The 15,638-nt window shown below is 63.6% G+C and carries 16 protein-coding genes; 2 read left to right on the top strand and 14 right to left on the bottom strand.

The annotated features are described in order from the left end of the window. Positions 1 to 178 precede the first annotated feature (178 nt). The 6 genes from WIMU1_RS18435 to WIMU1_RS18410 all read right to left on the bottom strand — a co-directional run bounded on the left by WIMU1_RS18435 (position 179) and on the right by WIMU1_RS18410 (position 7,400). Positions 179 to 973, bottom strand: coding sequence for an SDR family NAD(P)-dependent oxidoreductase (locus WIMU1_RS18435; protein WP_062799376.1), 795 nt, complete (start codon positions 971 to 973; stop codon positions 179 to 181). Positions 974 to 1,044: 71 nt separating this feature from the next. Next, a complete protein-coding gene (locus tag WIMU1_RS18430; protein ID WP_062799374.1) occupies positions 1,045 to 3,054 on the bottom strand; it encodes a fatty acid desaturase in 2,010 nt (669 codons plus the stop codon). Between the two features lie 163 nt (positions 3,055 to 3,217). Then, positions 3,218 to 4,456: a PucR family transcriptional regulator gene (locus WIMU1_RS18425; RefSeq protein ID WP_062799808.1), complete on the bottom strand. Its 1,239-nt coding sequence runs from the start codon at positions 4,454 to 4,456 to the stop codon at positions 3,218 to 3,220. A 562-nt stretch (positions 4,457 to 5,018) separates the two neighbouring features. Then, the gene (locus tag WIMU1_RS18420) at positions 5,019 to 5,807 is read right to left on the bottom strand and encodes a helix-turn-helix domain-containing protein (RefSeq protein WP_062799372.1); all 789 of its coding nucleotides are present in this window, start codon (positions 5,805 to 5,807) and stop codon (positions 5,019 to 5,021) included. A 15-nt stretch (positions 5,808 to 5,822) separates the two neighbouring features. Continuing rightward, positions 5,823 to 6,584: an ABC transporter permease gene (locus WIMU1_RS18415; RefSeq protein WP_062799370.1), complete on the bottom strand. Its 762-nt coding sequence runs from the start codon at positions 6,582 to 6,584 to the stop codon at positions 5,823 to 5,825. Between the two features lie 3 nt (positions 6,585 to 6,587). Further along, positions 6,588 to 7,400, bottom strand: coding sequence for an ABC transporter ATP-binding protein (locus WIMU1_RS18410; protein WP_062799368.1), 813 nt, complete (start codon positions 7,398 to 7,400; stop codon positions 6,588 to 6,590). A gap of 445 nt (positions 7,401 to 7,845) precedes the next feature. Here WIMU1_RS18410 and WIMU1_RS18405 point away from each other — a divergent pair, with 445 nt between their 5' ends. Beyond that, complete coding sequence (locus WIMU1_RS18405; RefSeq protein ID WP_062799366.1) at positions 7,846 to 8,475, top strand: LppP/LprE family lipoprotein; 630 nt, start codon at positions 7,846 to 7,848, stop codon at positions 8,473 to 8,475. Positions 8,476 to 8,507: 32 nt separating this feature from the next. Here the strand turns inward: WIMU1_RS18405 and WIMU1_RS18400 are convergent, their stop codons facing one another. After that, positions 8,508 to 9,461: an NmrA/HSCARG family protein gene (locus WIMU1_RS18400; protein WP_062799805.1), complete on the bottom strand. Its 954-nt coding sequence runs from the start codon at positions 9,459 to 9,461 to the stop codon at positions 8,508 to 8,510. Positions 9,462 to 9,636: 175 nt separating this feature from the next. Here WIMU1_RS18400 and WIMU1_RS18395 point away from each other — a divergent pair, with 175 nt between their 5' ends. Continuing rightward, complete coding sequence (locus tag WIMU1_RS18395; RefSeq protein ID WP_062799803.1) at positions 9,637 to 9,984, top strand: ArsR/SmtB family transcription factor; 348 nt, start codon at positions 9,637 to 9,639, stop codon at positions 9,982 to 9,984. A 141-nt stretch (positions 9,985 to 10,125) separates the two neighbouring features. Here the strand turns inward: WIMU1_RS18395 and WIMU1_RS18390 are convergent, their stop codons facing one another. From WIMU1_RS18390 to WIMU1_RS18360, 7 genes are read right to left on the bottom strand one after another with little or no spacing between them, the layout of a single operon-like run. Then, on the bottom strand, positions 10,126 to 11,391 hold the full coding sequence (locus WIMU1_RS18390; protein ID WP_062799364.1) for an MFS transporter: 1,266 nt from the start codon (positions 11,389 to 11,391) through the stop codon (positions 10,126 to 10,128). 60 nt (positions 11,392 to 11,451) lie between these two features. After that, positions 11,452 to 11,844: a RidA family protein gene (locus WIMU1_RS18385; protein ID WP_062799362.1), complete on the bottom strand. Its 393-nt coding sequence runs from the start codon at positions 11,842 to 11,844 to the stop codon at positions 11,452 to 11,454. Continuing rightward, positions 11,841 to 12,173: a hypothetical protein gene (locus tag WIMU1_RS18380; protein WP_062799360.1), complete on the bottom strand. Its 333-nt coding sequence runs from the start codon at positions 12,171 to 12,173 to the stop codon at positions 11,841 to 11,843. The genes WIMU1_RS18385 and WIMU1_RS18380 overlap by 4 nt, the downstream gene beginning before the upstream one ends. Continuing rightward, complete coding sequence (locus WIMU1_RS18375; RefSeq protein ID WP_062799359.1) at positions 12,173 to 13,264, bottom strand: Rieske 2Fe-2S domain-containing protein; 1,092 nt, start codon at positions 13,262 to 13,264, stop codon at positions 12,173 to 12,175. The genes WIMU1_RS18380 and WIMU1_RS18375 overlap by 1 nt, the downstream gene beginning before the upstream one ends. A gap of 1 nt (position 13,265) precedes the next feature. Then, positions 13,266 to 13,499: a recombinase-like helix-turn-helix domain-containing protein gene (locus WIMU1_RS18370; protein ID WP_062799356.1), complete on the bottom strand. Its 234-nt coding sequence runs from the start codon at positions 13,497 to 13,499 to the stop codon at positions 13,266 to 13,268. Then, positions 13,496 to 13,951 (bottom strand): alpha/beta fold hydrolase, encoded by a 456-nt coding sequence (locus WIMU1_RS18365; protein ID WP_062799354.1) that lies wholly within the window; start codon positions 13,949 to 13,951, stop codon positions 13,496 to 13,498. The genes WIMU1_RS18370 and WIMU1_RS18365 overlap by 4 nt, the downstream gene beginning before the upstream one ends. Then, the gene (locus tag WIMU1_RS18360) at positions 13,948 to 15,627 is read right to left on the bottom strand and encodes a thiamine pyrophosphate-binding protein (protein WP_062799802.1); all 1,680 of its coding nucleotides are present in this window, start codon (positions 15,625 to 15,627) and stop codon (positions 13,948 to 13,950) included. Before WIMU1_RS18360 ends, WIMU1_RS18365 begins: the two co-directional genes overlap by 4 nt. Between the last annotated feature and the right edge of the window lie 11 nt (positions 15,628 to 15,638).

The following is a 15,638-nucleotide window of genomic DNA, read 5'->3' as shown; positions in this document are numbered from 1 at the left end:
ATCCCACTGTTAGCGGCGACGTTTCAGATCGGATCGATTGGTATCGGTCAAGGACCGGTCATCGCTGACGAACCCGGTACCATGCGCCTTAACCAAGCCGGAGCTCATACCAACGGCGTCGGAACCCGCGGCCGTCTGTTCCCAGTGCTCTCATCACAGATGGCGCCCGAAGGGTCGGTCAGGGTCGTTGGGCGCCAGTGCGTGCGGTCACGTAAGCCACCGGCCGGGGGAAGGCGCGGGCGATGGGTGCCATCATCGCCCACCGCCACGGGAGATGGACGTCACGGCGTTCACGTTCGAGGGTCGACAGGATGCTGTGGGCAACGGCGTCGGGCGTGGTGGAGCCCAGCAGCGCTTCGGCTTTCGGGATCTTCTCGGCTGCCCCCGGGTTGTTGTCGAAGTAGGGACTGTTGACCCGTGTGGGAGTCACCGAGCTCACGACGAGACCGGTTCCGCGAAGGTCCTGACGAAGAGCTTCGGTGAATCCCTTCAGTGCGAATCGGGCCGATGCATACCCGACGGCGCCGGGCCACGGCATGGTTGACACCGGCGAATTCACCATCAGGACAACGCCTGTGCCACGGACCAGCATCGGCTCGATGAACACGCGCGTGGTGAAGAATGCTGCGAAATAGGGCGCAGCCATCATTTCCTCGGCCTCCGCCGGATCGGTTTCCTCGATGCGCAGAAACCGGCCGGCGCCGGCGTTGTTGACGATTGCGTCCGGGACCCCGATTCGTTCGAGCACGTACTGAGCCATTCGCGCCGCATCTTCGTGGCGTCCGAGATCGGCAGCGACTGCGGTCGCTTGCAAACCCTGTTCTCGCAATTCGATTGCTATTGATTCGATGGCCTCAGCGTTGCGGGCGACGAGTACCACGTGGGAACCGGCGTGCGCCAGCAAACGTGCGGTCTGAGCGCCGATACCCGACGACGCGCCGGTCACCACGATCAAGCTTTTGTTGATGTCCACGGGGGTTCGTCCTTCGTAGATGCGGGTGATGTTGCGGTCGCGGCGCGAGCTCGCCGATCTGTGTTCTGGATCTAGGTGGGTCGGCTGTCGTAATCGACTGCGACAGTGTCGGTTATCGGGTGCGATTGGCACGTCAGGACGAACCCTTGTTTGACCTCGGTCTCGCTGAGTGCGAGGTTCTGATCCATCGAGACCGATCCGGACGTGACCTTCGCGCGGCACGTGCCACACGCACCGCCGAGGCAGCTGTAGGGGACGTTGATCTTGTTGGCCAGTGCAGCTTCGAGAACACTCGAACCCCGCGTCGACGTCAGTTGATGATCGGCTCCCGACAGTTTGATGCTGACGGTGGACTCGAGCTCGTCGCCGGCCTTCGCCGCACGGGTAGCTCCACCGAACAGTTCTACGTGTACCTGCTCGGATGGGACACCGTTTGCGAGAAGGTCAGAGCGCACCGATGTGATCAGATCGGTGGGACCGCAGAGATACCACGTGCCTATCGCGGTCACGTCGGCGTCGAGCAACTTGACGATGAGCGGTGTGTTGATCCGGCCGCTGAGGCCCTCGGGGTGGTCCGGTTGCTTCGAGCGGATATGGAAAACTCGCAACCGCTCCGGGTAGCGCGTCGCGAGCTCGTAGAGTTCGGTTGCGAACATGGTCGATTCGGCAGAGCGGTTGCCGTAGAAGAGCCTGAATCGGCTGTTCGGTGTGGTCTCCAGCGTCGTTGCCACGAGCGACAGGATCGGGGTGATGCCGCTGCCGGCAGCGACTGCGACATGGTGGTCAGAGGTGACGGACTCACGAGGTGCGCCGAATGTCCCGGCTGGTGGCTCCACTTCGAGGATGTCCCCGACACGTAAATTATCGACGGCGTAGGTGGAGAAGGTGCCGCCGTCGACCTTGCGGATCCCGATGGCGAGCACGCCCGAGGTTGTAGACGTGCAGATCGAATAGTTGCGGCGGACCGGTTGTCCGTCGACGCGATGGTGAATCGTGATGTGCTGACCCGGCTTAAAGCGGAACTCCTCGCGCAAGCTGTCAGGGATCTCGAAAGTCACACGGACGCTGTTGTACGTGAGCTGCTCGATCCCGCTCACCGTGAGTGGGTGAGTGGTGCGGGTGCCCGCGCCGGTGGTGTGGATTCGCCGGATCGGCAATAGAGGGATTGTCTTGCCGTTGAGCTGCTTCCACTCCCGGTACTCCTGCGGGTCGAGTTGCTGGCCGAACACGGTCCCGATGGCTGCGCCCCGCTCGAGGTAGGCATCTTCGTTGCGCCGCCACGCCGCGACATATCGGTAGAAGGGTATGGAGGGATGCAGGTGGTGGACCAGGTGGTAGTTCTGCGACAGCAACAGCGGGGTCAGTATCCATTCCGACCCCATTCGGTTGCGGGTGGTGCGATAGCGGTTTTCGCGTGGGGTGTCGTCGAGATCGTGGTGCGGAAGCCAATCGAACCACCAGGCGAGAACGAACATGGCGACCCGCGATGGGATGAGGTACACGACTGCGAACATCCACAGGTGCCCGGAGACTGCGGCGGCTGCGATTGCAATGACCGTTGCCGACATCAGGAACGCCGTCTCCGCTATCTCGGAGCGAGGCCGCCGCTTGATGTTTCGCGCCAGGCAGCTGAGGTAGGGGAGGTCCATGATGGGAAACCGGAAGGGTAGCTGCCAGTAGGTCGCGGCGCTGACAAAATGATCGGGATCGGAATCGTCGTCGTTGGTGTTCCGGTGATGCTCGATGTGGATGAAGGCGAACGCAGAGAACGAGATCAGGGGAGATACGAAGAGCATCGCCCCCCGACCGAAAGCAACGTTGACCCATCTGTGTGAGCTGATCGAGTAGTGCGACGCGTCGTGCAGGACGGTGAACATCATGAAGATAGCGACGCTGCTGGCTGCGATGGTCGCGGTGGCGGGAACCGCGTGATTGACGGCAGCAACGCTGGCCCCGGCGAACACGGCAAGCGACAGGGTGAAGATCCCGACGATGGGCCACGACAGGGTGGGCACCCGCTCACCGGGGTCAGGCAAGGGAAGAGTCGAATCTGGCGCCGCAAACGACGGTTGCTCGGTCATTGTCGACACAGGTATGCCTCCGGCTCGGGATATCAGGACATCTCGAGGCTAAGAAGTTTCGCTCTTCGTCAACAAGGCCTTTGCGCCCACCGTCATGTGCTGTGCGCACACTCTCTGGCGGCAGGTGTGCTGGCGGTGGGTCGAGAGGGGTGCCGCGTCGCGGTCAGGCCTGGGACGACGCGAGAACGGTGGGACCTATCGCGTCGCAGACACGTAAAGCAGCGTGTAACTCGGCTACCCGCTCGGAGGCCGGGAGACCGCGACTGTGCTCGGCGCGCCGGACCCGCTGCAGGACGGTGTTGCGGTGTACCCCCAGGTAGCTTGCGGCGCCGGCCAGGCTGCCCTGTGCGTCGAGCACAGCAAGCAGCGCAGCTCGTTCGTCGGCCTTGCGCGGATCGTCAGACGCGAGGTCGCCGAGCTCGTCTGCGACAAAGGACTTTGCTGCCTCGAGATCGCGAGTGATCACATCGACCAACGCCACGTCGGCGAATCGGGTGATCGACGCAGTGGCGCGCACCGACATCTCGGCGACCCGCCGTGCACGTCGCGCCTCGTCGTGCGAACGCCGGAAGCCGGCCGGACCCGGGTGCGGCGAACCTACTGCCACGTGCGCGTTCGATCCGACCGCGGAGGACGTGATCGTGGGTTGGCCGGTCGCTGCCTTGCTCGAGATCGACACCCAACCCTGCACAGCCTCTGGCCCGTCGATGAGGACCAGAGGATGGGGCGAACCCAGCAATAGCGCCACTCGCCGAGCCACCTTTTCGAGGTCGACGTCGCGGTCGTGCGACCAGCAGATGAAGCCGACTTGGATCCCCGTGAGGCGGTGCCCCAGAGTGCGTTCGGCCGCTGCTCTGCCAACCGCTTCGCCCGCCAACAGTGCACGGACAACCTCGCCGCGTTCGGCACGGGCCTGGTTCTGCCGACGTCTGAGTTCGGCGAGATACTCGACCGCCACGGCGTTGGAGATTCGGTCGATGTAGCGAATTCCGTACCGCTGGAGCGCAATGAATGTACTCAAGGCCACCGACGGATCATCGATCCAGGCCGGAATTGCGTCGCCCAGCTTGCCGAGAAAAAACTCGTACCCGAGCCGATAGAAGCGCAGCATCACGTCGACGTCGTAACCGCGCGCTGCCATTCCTCGCGCATGCTCCAGCGCAGTGACCGGGGCCTCGGCGGCCGACACGTCGATGCCATGGCGCACCATCGACAGCACTGATTCGATATTCGACGAGCAGGATCCGAGGGTGAGCCCGCGCAACTCGTCGTCGACCACGGCCTCCGGGATTCGCTCAGCGAGATAGGCAAGCATCTCGTCGGCGAACGGGGTGATGTCGGCCAGAAGTCTCGTGGCCACCACCCCAGCGCGCGCCATCTCGCCGGACTGTTCGTCTTCCATCATCGGACCCTAACCGCGCCCGCCGATGTTTTGCGGGCGTGGCCTCAAAGGTGTCGTTCACGGGGGAGTGCGCCCAGAAGCCTGACGTTTGATCTCTGGCTGGTGTGAGGTTCAGGTCGGGGTGTCGGTTTCGTCAGCACTGCTGAACGCGCCCGCGGATCGAGGAGTGGTCGGCTATCCCCGTTCGTCGGTGGACTGCAAACACTCTGCTGTGCAGGTTGCCGGGTTCACCGCAGGCACTCGAGCGTGCGATCGCGGTGGCATCCGATCTCGTTGCCGGTACCTCTCCGGTGTGGCAGATGCTCGGTGCTCTGACCCCGGAAGTTGGCGCATCGGGCAGAGTCCGAGGCAATTTACGTGAGAGGGGCGTCCGACGATGTTCGAGGCTGTCGCTGCGTTTCTCGAGAAGCGGGTACCCGACTTTCCGCAGGCGGTGTCGGGAGGGGTGCCGAACGTATTCGGTTGAGGCGCACGGTGCGTAGATGAAGATACGTATGGTGATCCACGTCTGGATGGCCATCGGGGCTCCGACATCGCGCCCGACACCGGCAAGACCCGAGCGCTACGACGAAGGTGTCATGTCGAGTCTGTCGGCTGGTACCCGTTCGATGCGCGTCCACCCTTTCCATCCTCGTTTCTCGAGGTTCGCAAAAATGGCTTTCATGACCGGCGCAGCATCAAAAGTGGTGGAGTCCAATAAATTGATGAACGGGTCGTCGAGTCCGTCGACTTCGATCTCGCCTGCCTGCACAGCCGCGATCATCTGGCGCTCGATGATCTCGGCCGCCTCATCGACTCGTGGATCATCGACGGCCCAATCGAACGCATCGCTCAGCAGACTATAGAGCCGTAAGGTATCCGGGTCGTCCAGCTGCCTGTGCTTCGACACGATTATGTCGTCGATCTGGTCTGGTACTTGGGCGGCGATCATGATCCACGCGTCGCGTTCCATCTCGATGTAGCGTTCCTCGACGTCGAGACCGCGCAGCCGATCCAGATATTCGACCACGCTCTGCGGGAGGGCCAAGTGATCCCCTGCGGCGAGACGGGTCAGCCGTTTGCGAGTGTCTTGCAGTCGGCGGATCTCGGCGCGTAGTTTTCTGTCGATCTCAGTCAGCCCCTCGGCGAACTCGTCGGGTTCTGCGTCGAGTAACTCTTCCACCCGGGCAAGTGGCACACCTGCGTCGGCCAAAGTGCGGATTCGGATCAGCCTGACAACCGCCGCTGCGTCATAGCTTCGATACCCGGAGTGGTCGCGCACGGGCTCGGCCAGCAGCCCGATCTTGTGATAGTGCCGGATGGCCCGCACAGTCACGCCCGCGTAGGTGGCCAATTGACTGATGGTGAGCATGGGTCTCAGACTGCCTCAGCCGATCTTCCGCCGGTAGGTGATTGCGGCGAAACCGTATGCGATGACGAAGATGCCGGCACACCACGCCACCGCGATCCACGTGTCCGAGGCCGCAGCCTGACCGGTCAGAAGTTCTCGGATCGCGTTGACGATCGACGTCGCAGGCTGATTCTCGGCAAACCATCGCACCGGGCCGGGCATGGTCTCGGTGGGCACAAATGCTGAGCTGACGAAGGGCAGGAAGATGAGTGGGTAGGCGAACACGCTCGCCCCTTCCACCGATGTCGCGGTGAGCCCGGGAATCACCGCGATCCAGGTCAGCGCAAGCGTGAACAACAGCAGGATCGCGACAACTCCGAGCCAGGCCGGCATCCCCGCGGCGGAACGAAATCCCATGAGCAGAGCCACCACAACGACGATCACCAACGAGATGATGTTGGAGACCAGTGAGGTCAGCACGTGTGCCCACAGCACCCCTGATCGGCCGATCGGCATAGAACGGAAACGCTCGAAGATGCCGCCCTGCACGTCCTGAAAGAGTCGAAATGCAGTGTAGGAGGTGCCAGAGGCGACCGTGATGAGCAGAATGCCGGGCAGCATGTAGTCGATGTATTCGACTGCGCCGGTGTCGATTGCGCCTCCGAACACGTAGACGAACATGAGCATCATGGCAATCGGCATGAGCGCGGTGGTGATGATGGTGTCCACACTGCGCGTGACGTGACGCAATGTGCGTCCGGTGAGGACAGCGGTGTCCCCTAGAGACTGAATGGCCATGAGTCAATCCTTGGTCGTCGGTCGAGGCTCTGCAGCCCGTGTCGTGTCTGACTTGTCACCGACGATGGCGAAGAACACGTCTTCGAGTGTCGGCTGCTTCTCCACGTACTCAACCTTTGTGGGAGGAAGGTGCTGTTTGAGGTCATCGAGTGAACCGTTCACGATGATCCGACCACGATGGAGTATGGCGATCCTGTCCGCGAGATGTTCCGCCTCCTCCAAATATTGCGTGGTCAGCAAAACGGTTGTACCGCGCCCGGCGAGCTCTTTCACGGTCCGCCACACCTCGACGCGCGCCTCAGGGTCAAGCCCGGTCGTCGGCTCGTCCAAGAAGATCACCGGCGGATCTCCGATGAGACTCATGGCAATGTCCAGACGACGGCGCATCCCACCTGAATACGTCGACACTCTCCGAGAAGCCGCGTCGGCCAGCGAAAACTGCTCCAAGAGGGCATCTGCGGTGCCCGCAGGGTCTGGTAGGTGCCGGAGCTTTGCAATGAGGACCAGGTTCTCCCGCGCGGTCAAGATCTCATCCACCGCGGCGAACTGTCCGGTGAGGCTGATCGACTCGCGCACGTCACCGGGTCGCGTAGTGACGTCGAAACCATTGACGACGGCCGAACCTCCGTCGGGTCGCAGCAACGTCGACAAGATCTTCACGGCGGTGGTCTTGCCCGCCCCGTTCGAGCCGAGAAGCGCGAAAATGCTGCCTCGCGCCACATCGAAATCTACGCCGCGAAGCACCTCGAGCTGACCGAACGACTTTCGAAGTCCCTCGACGCGAACGGCCGGCTCACCATCACGTAGTTGGTTCACGGGTGTGTCCACAAAGTAAGTGCCGCCACGGTATCGCGCGCCGAGACCACCCCGGCACGGGTCGCGGATGGCCCACCACGATCGTTCTTCATCACTTCTCCAGTCATTTACTACCTCTCCAGTGAAGCTGTCCCGCTGGTCGGGCAGCAGCTCGTGGAAGTAAGGATGAATGGTTGACCCAGCGTCAAGGTCAAGCGTGCTCCAACCCTGGACGCCTGATCGCGATGCCACAGCGGTGATCGGGTCCCGGTCTCCGCCGGGTATATCCCTGCTGTGAGTTCTGACCTCGACGACAGCCCCTGTCTGACTGTCGTTCGGCCGGCCGACGCCGCCCTCCCTGAGCTGCAACGACGCCGGCCGCCGGTCATCGACACCTTTCCGTGACTAACTCTTTCGACGCTGATTGCGACGGTAGGAGTGGGTCGGCAACGAAAGGATCTGCTCAATGAAAAGTATTGTCAGTGCTCGGATTTCGAAGTCAGCAGCCGGTACGGCGCTCACCGCCTTCGCGGCTGTGGCGCTCATGACGGGATGTGCAGACGACACTACGGAAAGCTCTGCCCCCGTCACGACCACGTTGACCGAGACACGCACCGCAGACCCTGCCATCACCTCTCCGCCGCCGGCCGCAATGGACGTGCCGGCGACCGAGTCTGATGTGGAGGAAGCGCCCTGCGGGTCACAGGTCGATGCGACGATGATCGATGATGCAATCGCGCAGATCGCGCCCCCGATGCCAGGTGTGAATTGGGTGAGGGGCGAGAGCAACGCCGGCACTTGTTCGTTGCTGGTTTTCGTGGCCCTTCATACCCAGGGTGGTACGGGCTCGTCGCCGAATCAGCTGTTGCTCTTCCGTGGCGGCGACTTTCTCGGTACCGGTACCGCCTGCAACCTGAGCTACCAGATGATCACTGGCGCGGCCGACGATCAGATCGACGTTCGGTACCGCTACATTGTCGCCGACGAACCCAATGCCGCCCCGCAGGGCGAGGTGAACGTCGCCTACCGGTGGAACGGGTCCGGCATCGACATGATCGGCGAACTCCCTGAGGAGATCACCGACGGTGAATGCTGAACGCCCGTCCTCGGAGCCTGAAACCGCACCACTCAGCCGGCGAAGGACACCCGACCACCACGCCACTTGGTAACGCTCAGAAATCGTTCCCAGCTCAGAGTTTCGGGATCAATGGTTCGGCTCCAGCGCATGTCGCGGTCGTAGCCGAAGTAGCCGAACTGCACCGCGTACTCGGCCATACCGAGTACTTCGTCCACCAAGAGGGAGTTTTCGCCCAACTCCGGAAAGTAGGTGAGTAATCCGTCTCGTGAGTAGGCACTGCGATACTCGGCTTTCAGGCCGGTGACGCGGGAGAAGGCGTCGACCATCTCGCCAGGGGAGATGAACTCGCCAATGATCGGCAGGGATGCACCCAGGTAGGGGTCGGGGTTTGAGAACACCTCGAGCACAGCTGGTCCGGTGGCAGTGGTCGGATCCACGAACGGGGCGCGAAAGTCCTCGGGCAGATAGAAGGGTATCAACGTCGTGTCGCCCTCGATGCGAGGTGGGTAGTACTCCAGGACGTTGGTGTAGATGAACGACAGCATGACAAAGGTGTGCGCCACGGGCAGGGTGCGGATGTGGTCAGCGACGCGGGCTTTGTCGGTGAAGTGCGGAGCGTATTTGGTTCCGCCTGTTCGTTGTTCGACATTCTCGAGGGTGCTGAAGACGAGATGCTCCACACCGGCTTCGACCGCTGCCTCGGCGAGCCGGCAGCCGAGGATGAACTCCTCGGTTGACGGCGGCGCGACCGATGGCATCATGAGGAACGCTCCTTGTGCCGAGCGAAACGCATCTTCGAACCCACGCCAATGATCCGGAGTCAGGGCGCCGGTGCTGATCTCGGCGCCCAACGCCGCCAAGTGCCGGGCCTGGGCCGAGGCGGTGTCTCGCGTCAGGGCGCGCACCCGGAACTTGCCACTGCCGAGCAGGGAAGTGGTGACGCTTCTGCCTTGCTTGCTGGTTGCTCCCGCGACAACGATCAGTGGCTTACTCGTATCTGACACAACACGCTCCATTCGTTTCGGCCGGACTCTCCGCAACCTGTTGAGGACGGAGCCGCAGCAGTTCACTTGGCCGCCCGAAACATATCGTAATACCTCGATATGTCAATGTGTTGACTAGGTGCTGAACCTGTCACATCGAGATACAGTGATATGTCTTGAGTGAGGGGAGGTGAACGTGGCACGTCAACGCAACACCGCCGACGGTCCGGGCGACCTCGATGACGCAGTCGAGGCTCTGAAGGCCCTGGCAAACCCCGCCAGATTGCAGATCATGAACTGGCTTGGCGACCCCGACGGCGAGTTCGCTCAGTGGGAACCGATCGCCGACCGGCAAGAGTTCGGAGTCTGCGTCAGTCATCTGCAAGCGAAATCGGGGCTGGCTCAGTCGACCATCTCGTCCTACATGGCGACCCTGGAGCGTGCCGGCCTCGTGCAGTCCACGCGGATCGGCAAATGGACCCACTACAAGCGGGACGAGGACGCCATGTCCCGGCTTGGCGCGATGCTGGCTGGGGCGTCCTGATCGGCCCGTGTGCGAGCGACGGCGGATAACGATCGCATCTCTAGCATCGGGAGATTGCGGAAATTAGTTGCCTCAGAGCACGTTTCGCGACTCTTAACCGCGCCGGTCTTCACTGGTTGTGACGGCGTGTGTCGTCGGAAGTCACTGACCAGCCTGGCCCGTGACACCGTCGGAGTAGCGCGACTGAACCTTGCCGAGCGCCAGAACGACCACCAGCGCAGCCGCCACGGGTAGGCAGGCAATGAGAACGATCCAGCTGGTGGATACACCGAGCCCGATGAGCGCTCCGCCGACGATGGGTCCGACGACTGATCCCAATCGCCCCATCGAACTCGCCCAGCCGACGCCGGTTGCCGCGGTGGCCTGCGGGTACAACGACACGGCCACGGCGGCTTGCCCGATCATGCCGGCCTGTAGACCGAGGCCCACCCCGCCGAACACCAGCAGCAGGAGAGCCTTGTCTGCGCCCAGGAACGCAGACAGGACCAGAAAGACGATCGCGACCGCCGTGGTGCCCGCGAGAACCGAGGTCATCCGAAATCGCCTGGCCGCCAAGATCAATACGCCTGCTCCGATGATGCTGCCGACTCCCAGCGCCGCTGATCCGAGTGGGGCGAGTCCCTTGGTGAAGCCGTAGCTGGTCAACAGCGTCGGCAGCCACGAGGAGAAGATGTAAAAGACCGAGAACACCAGGAATGCGAAGACCCACAGCAAAATCGTGCGAGTCCGCACCCCGGGCTCGAAAAGGCGGGCGACCGATGCGCCGTGTTTGGCATGAGGCGATGCCACGGTGAGACCTGTCATGCCTCGTTCGTCGGGAAGCCATCGCCACAGGAAAGGAAGCAGCAGCGTCGATGCCGCGGCGCCGAGGATGAAGACCCATTCCCACCCGAATGCGCCGACGATCTGGGAGCCCACGAGTCCGGCGATGAGCGCACCGAGTGAGATGCCCGTGGTGACGAACACCGCTATCGACTGACGATGACGCGCCGGGTTCAGTGCGGTGGCCTGGGCAACGGCCGCGGGCATCACTGCGCCGAGTCCGAACCCGGTGATCAACCGGAGCGCGCTGAGCTCGATGATGGATCCACTCCAAGCGGTAAGGAATGATCCGATGGTGAATGCGACGACGGCGGCGAGGATGACGTTGCGGCAACCGAAGCGCGCTGTCAGCCGCCCGACCGCTATGTAGCCCAACGCGACTCCGAGGCTGGTCAGGGATAGCGCCGGGGTGAAGTGTGAGGTGGGCACGTCCCAGTCGTCGGCCAGGGCGGGTACCGACAACCCGAGCGCAATGGTGTCGTAGCCGTCGAGTACGACGGCGATGAATGCGAGAGCGAGCACAGGCCAGTTCGGTCTGGAGATCTCGGCTGTGGTGGCCGGCTGGGTCATGGTCGGTCCGCTCATGATGGCGTCCTTGTGGTTGTCGGCGCGTGAGCGCCGGTTCGGCTGATGTTAGTCGTCCGGCTATCGGACGTTCGGGAGAAAGCCTTGGGCTTCGACCTCGACGGTGAGGCCGGGTTCCACCAGCGCCGACACTTCGACCAGTGTCGAGCAGGGCAGAGGTGCGGAGAAGGCGGCACTTCGGGCGCGACCGACCGCTGCCTTCTCCGCGATGTCGGTGACGTAGATGCGCAGGGTGACGATGTCGTCGATCCCCGCACCGCACGCTTCAGCAAGTGCCCGGGTCCGCCGGAAGGCCTCGACTGCCTGCGCGTAGGTGTCGTCGCCGCCGACAGGTCCGTGTGGGGTACCCGCGTGCATTCCGGACAGGAAGAACTGACCTCCGACGACCCGGGCATTGCTGAACATGCCCGGCCGTGGCGGTTCCGGGACGCCGGGGTGACCGACCGAGGTCATCGGCCCGACACCTCGCGGCGCGCATCGGACTCCTCTGTGAGGCGGGCGCGCACCTCGCGGAAGTCGTAGGTGGGGTAGAAGTCTGTCCGGAACGTGCCCCAGGCCCGTCGTTCGAGTTCGACGTTCACAGCGGGCAGACGGTCAGGAGCCAGCCGGAGCGTCACGATTTGTCCGATACCCATCGCAACAACCCAGGAGACCACCTCGCAACCCTCCGGGGGGAACTCATGCCACCAGTCGTTCTCGTCGAGACGAGCCTGCAGCTGGTCCAGATTTTGACCCTGGTCGTGGCGCAGGAAGATCGTCAGCATCATGGTGGCATCGCTCATCAGGCGTTCGCCGCCGCGAGAACTTTGGCCTGCGCGACGGCGTCGGCGCGGTACAACCGCCGGATGCGGGATACCCCCAGATCGTGCTGATACAGGTGCTCTTCGCGGTCTGCGTCACCGGCGAGGGCTTCGAGGACTGCCCGGTCTTGTTCGAGGACCTCCCAGTGCTTCTCTTCGAGTCGCGTCCGGTAGAGGAACCGCCAGGTCTCACGTTCCCAGCCGCTCACCCGCCGGGTGCGCCAGTGGAAGATCGCGGACGTCTCGCGGTCGATCGGGGTGCTCATACCGACGATGCCGAACACGCCGCCGGGGCCGGCCGCTGGGCCGTAAGGGATTTCGAGATCAACAAAATCCATGGATCCCCGGACGAATTCGACCCAGTCGAAATTCACGCCGCGTTGATCGGTCTTCTCGAAGAAGAACCCACGGTCGGTCTCGCGGATACGGAACCGGGCCGAGATGTCGCCGCCGAACATCGAGTGCGAATTGCGGTGAAGGAACGCGCCGTGCATCGGGTCGAGCACGTTGTCCATGTAGAACCGCCAAGGACCGGCCCACTCGGCGTAGTTGGGGAACCACGACACCTCGGGGTCGGCGAGGCGGTCGGGGAGCACAAACGGTGTCGGCACGGATTCTGCGGTGAGAGGCACGTACGCAAAGATCGTGTCGGCCGCTTCGACCACGCTCAGTGACACGGTTGCTCGCCGACCTTCGAGAGCACATCCCGGCATGCCGGGAACCGAGACGACAGTGCCGCTGCCGTCCACCTGGACCCCGTGGTAGAGGCAGGCGATCCGGTCGCCGAGGTGTTGTCCGACCGACAGCGGGGCGCTGCGATGAGGGCACCGATCTTCGAGCATGTGGACGACGCCTTGCGCGTCGCGGAACAGCACCCAGTCCACCTCGAGCCGGCGAACCGGCACCATCGCACCTGGCTCGACCATGTGCGAGGGGAGGATCGGGTACCACCGATCGCGCAGACCCGTTGCCGCGATCTCGTCGGCATCGAGGTGTCGTCGTGTCCCCACAGCGAAAGTGGGGCCGCGATTTCGGGCGGTTTGTCTTGTATTGCTGACTGTTTCGGTGGTCATATCACTTTCCCAATCTGCGCATCTCGGCGCGGAAGCTGTCGTCGGTCCACCGATCGCCGCCGGGACTGTGGAGTCCCAGGTCATTGAGACCCGCGACGACCTCGGCGAGAGTTGTTGCGCCGCCGGTGAACACCTCTGAGATAGAGCCCGCGAGCTTGGTCTCGTAGGGCGTGATCGGCTCCGGGTGGGTTTGGTGGACTTCGAGATAGGGCTCGCGGGCTGTGCGAGTTGTCATCGGAGGACTCCTTCGACGAGGGGGGTTGGTGGGATGGGGAGCCTGCCTTCGCGGGCGGCCAGTCCTTCGGCGATGGCGACGAAAGACGAACTCCACTCTGTGAACGACGAACGACTCGCGGTGTGGACCGGTTGGGCAGATCCGTCCACGACCACAAACACCGCGTTGTCGATGTCGCCCGCGAAGAGTTGGGCGGCCGTCAGATCGGTATCAGGGTGCGGTGCCGATGCGACGACGAGTGTGGGAACCGATACCCGCGGGAGCAAGGAGGACGAATCTTCCTCCGGCGTAACAGGATCAGCCAGAACGAGGCTCAGCACGACGTCGGGACACCGGATGGCGAGCCGGACTGCCTTGACGGCATCGGCACCTGCCGCGAACACATGTGTCCGTTCGCCGGCCTCCACCGCAGCCAGGGCCCCGTCGTCCCACCACAGCGTGCAGGCGTTCACGACTGGGCCTCCGTCGGCACGTGGACAGGGGGAACAAAGGCACCCGGTGTCGGGTCGAGTGCCGTGACGTCCACTTCGATCATCGTCGGGCCTGGCCTGTGTACGGCGTCGGCGAGCGCGTCGGCGATGCTGCCGGGACCCTGGATGAGTCGGTAGGGCATGTCCATCGAGGCGGCGAGCAGATCGAAGCGTGGAGTGTGCAGATCGACACCGGAGCGTCGGAACCCGTTCTTTTCCTGCATGTTTCGAAGCACGCCGTATCCGCCGTCGTTGAAGACCATCACGATGACATGTGCTCCGGATCCGGCGAGCGATGCCAGTTCGCCGAGGTGGACTGCCAGTCCGCCGTCGCCGACCATGACAAGCGTGGGGACTTCGGGTCGGGCGTGCGCGGCGCCGATGCCCATCGCCAGGCCCTGCCCGATACCGCCGCCGAGGGGAAAGATGTTGGTGGCACGCTCATAGACTGGGAGGAGACGATTGCCCCACTGGCTGCTCGGAATGGTCACATCGCGTGCGATCACCGCGCGGGCCGGCAGGGCCGACCGAATAGCGGCGCAGATTTCGGCGTAACCGCCGATGTAGTCGGACAGGTCGGCACGAACACGGTGACGAAGGTCCTCGACCCGCCCTCGCCAGCCGTCAGTGCCGGAAGGGCTTTCGATGGCCTCGGCAAGTGCGGTGACGGTGCGCAGGGCATCACCGGCGAGCGCGACGTCGGCGGGATACACCCGGCCGAGGGTGGCGGGCTCGACGTCGACCTGGATGAGTGTCGCCGGGAGCGAGAGTGTGTACGAGGCTGTCTCATTCGAGCGAAAATGTGTGCCCACCGCGAGCATGACATCGGCATCGGCGATGAGCTCACGGGCTGCGGGGGTGGTCGCGAAGTTGCCGATCACCAGGGGATCGGCCTCGGAGACGATTCCGCGGCCCGAGTTGCTGGTGAAGATGCCCGCACCGAGTCGATGCGCCAACGCGGACACGGCGTCGCCCGCGCCGGCAGCGCCGCCGCCAAGCCAGATGAGTGGGCTCTTCGCGTGTGCCAAGAGGTCGGCGGCACGGGCAACAGAGTCGGGGTCAGCGGCCGCGACGACGCGTGGCGAGCACTCCGCGGGTCGCTGCCGGTCTGGCGAAGCGAGATACTGCAGATCAGTAGGCCATTCGACGCTGGCCGGCCCGGTCGGTGCCGACTGAATGTGAGCTATCGCGGATTCGAGTTCGGCGTCGGCCTCCTTGGCGTCGGTGATGGTCGAGGCGTGTGCTGACACCGCCTCGAGCATCTGCGGTTGCGCCGGGAACTCGTGGATCACCCCTCGACTCGCGGCAGGTCGCCCAGGGGCGAGGTACTCGCTCTCGATCTGTCCGGTGATGTGCAGAACACGACTACCGGCGGTCAGCGCCTCGACCATCGAGCCTGCGGCGTTACCCGCGCCGGTTCCGGTGCTGGTCAACGCGACTCCGATACCGCCCGACGCACGAGCAAACGCATCGGCAGCATTGACGGCGGCAGCCTCATGCCGCATCTCGACAAATTTCAGGTCCCGGTCGACGGCCTCGACGAGCGGAAGGTTGTGGATGCTGATCACACCGAACGCGGTGGTGATGCCATGCCGGCGCATCACCTCGACCAGTACGTCACCGCCGGTGCGGCGCGGGGTCTCGGGTGCTGGATTCATCGTCTTCTCCT

This window comes from Williamsia muralis NBRC 105860, from assembly GCF_001598915.1.
In the GTDB taxonomy this organism is placed as follows: domain Bacteria; phylum Actinomycetota; class Actinomycetes; order Mycobacteriales; family Mycobacteriaceae; genus Williamsia; species Williamsia muralis.
This window is presented reverse-complemented; position numbering and strand designations above follow the sequence as displayed.

Bases quoted from the DNA above. Each gene is read 5' to 3' on its own strand.
- WIMU1_RS18430 (WP_062799374.1), bottom strand. From the start codon at position 3,054: ATGACCGAGCAACCGTCGTTTGCGGCGCCAGATTCGACTCTTCCCTTG.
- WIMU1_RS18425 (WP_062799808.1), bottom strand. From the start codon at position 4,456: ATGGAAGACGAACAGTCCGGCGAGATGGCGCGCGCTGGGGTGGTGGCC.
- WIMU1_RS18420 (WP_062799372.1), bottom strand. From the start codon at position 5,807: ATGCTCACCATCAGTCAATTGGCCACCTACGCGGGCGTGACTGTGCGG.
- WIMU1_RS18415 (WP_062799370.1), bottom strand. From the start codon at position 6,584: ATGGCCATTCAGTCTCTAGGGGACACCGCTGTCCTCACCGGACGCACA.
- WIMU1_RS18405 (WP_062799366.1), top strand. From the start codon at position 7,846: ATGAAAAGTATTGTCAGTGCTCGGATTTCGAAGTCAGCAGCCGGTACG.
- WIMU1_RS18390 (WP_062799364.1), bottom strand. From the start codon at position 11,391: ATGAGCGGACCGACCATGACCCAGCCGGCCACCACAGCCGAGATCTCC.
- WIMU1_RS18385 (WP_062799362.1), bottom strand. From the start codon at position 11,844: ATGACCTCGGTCGGTCACCCCGGCGTCCCGGAACCGCCACGGCCGGGC.
- WIMU1_RS18380 (WP_062799360.1), bottom strand. From the start codon at position 12,173: ATGAGCGATGCCACCATGATGCTGACGATCTTCCTGCGCCACGACCAG.
- WIMU1_RS18375 (WP_062799359.1), bottom strand. From the start codon at position 13,264: ATGACCACCGAAACAGTCAGCAATACAAGACAAACCGCCCGAAATCGC.
- WIMU1_RS18370 (WP_062799356.1), bottom strand. From the start codon at position 13,499: ATGACAACTCGCACAGCCCGCGAGCCCTATCTCGAAGTCCACCAAACC.
- WIMU1_RS18360 (WP_062799802.1), bottom strand. From the start codon at position 15,627: ATGAATCCAGCACCCGAGACCCCGCGCCGCACCGGCGGTGACGTACTG.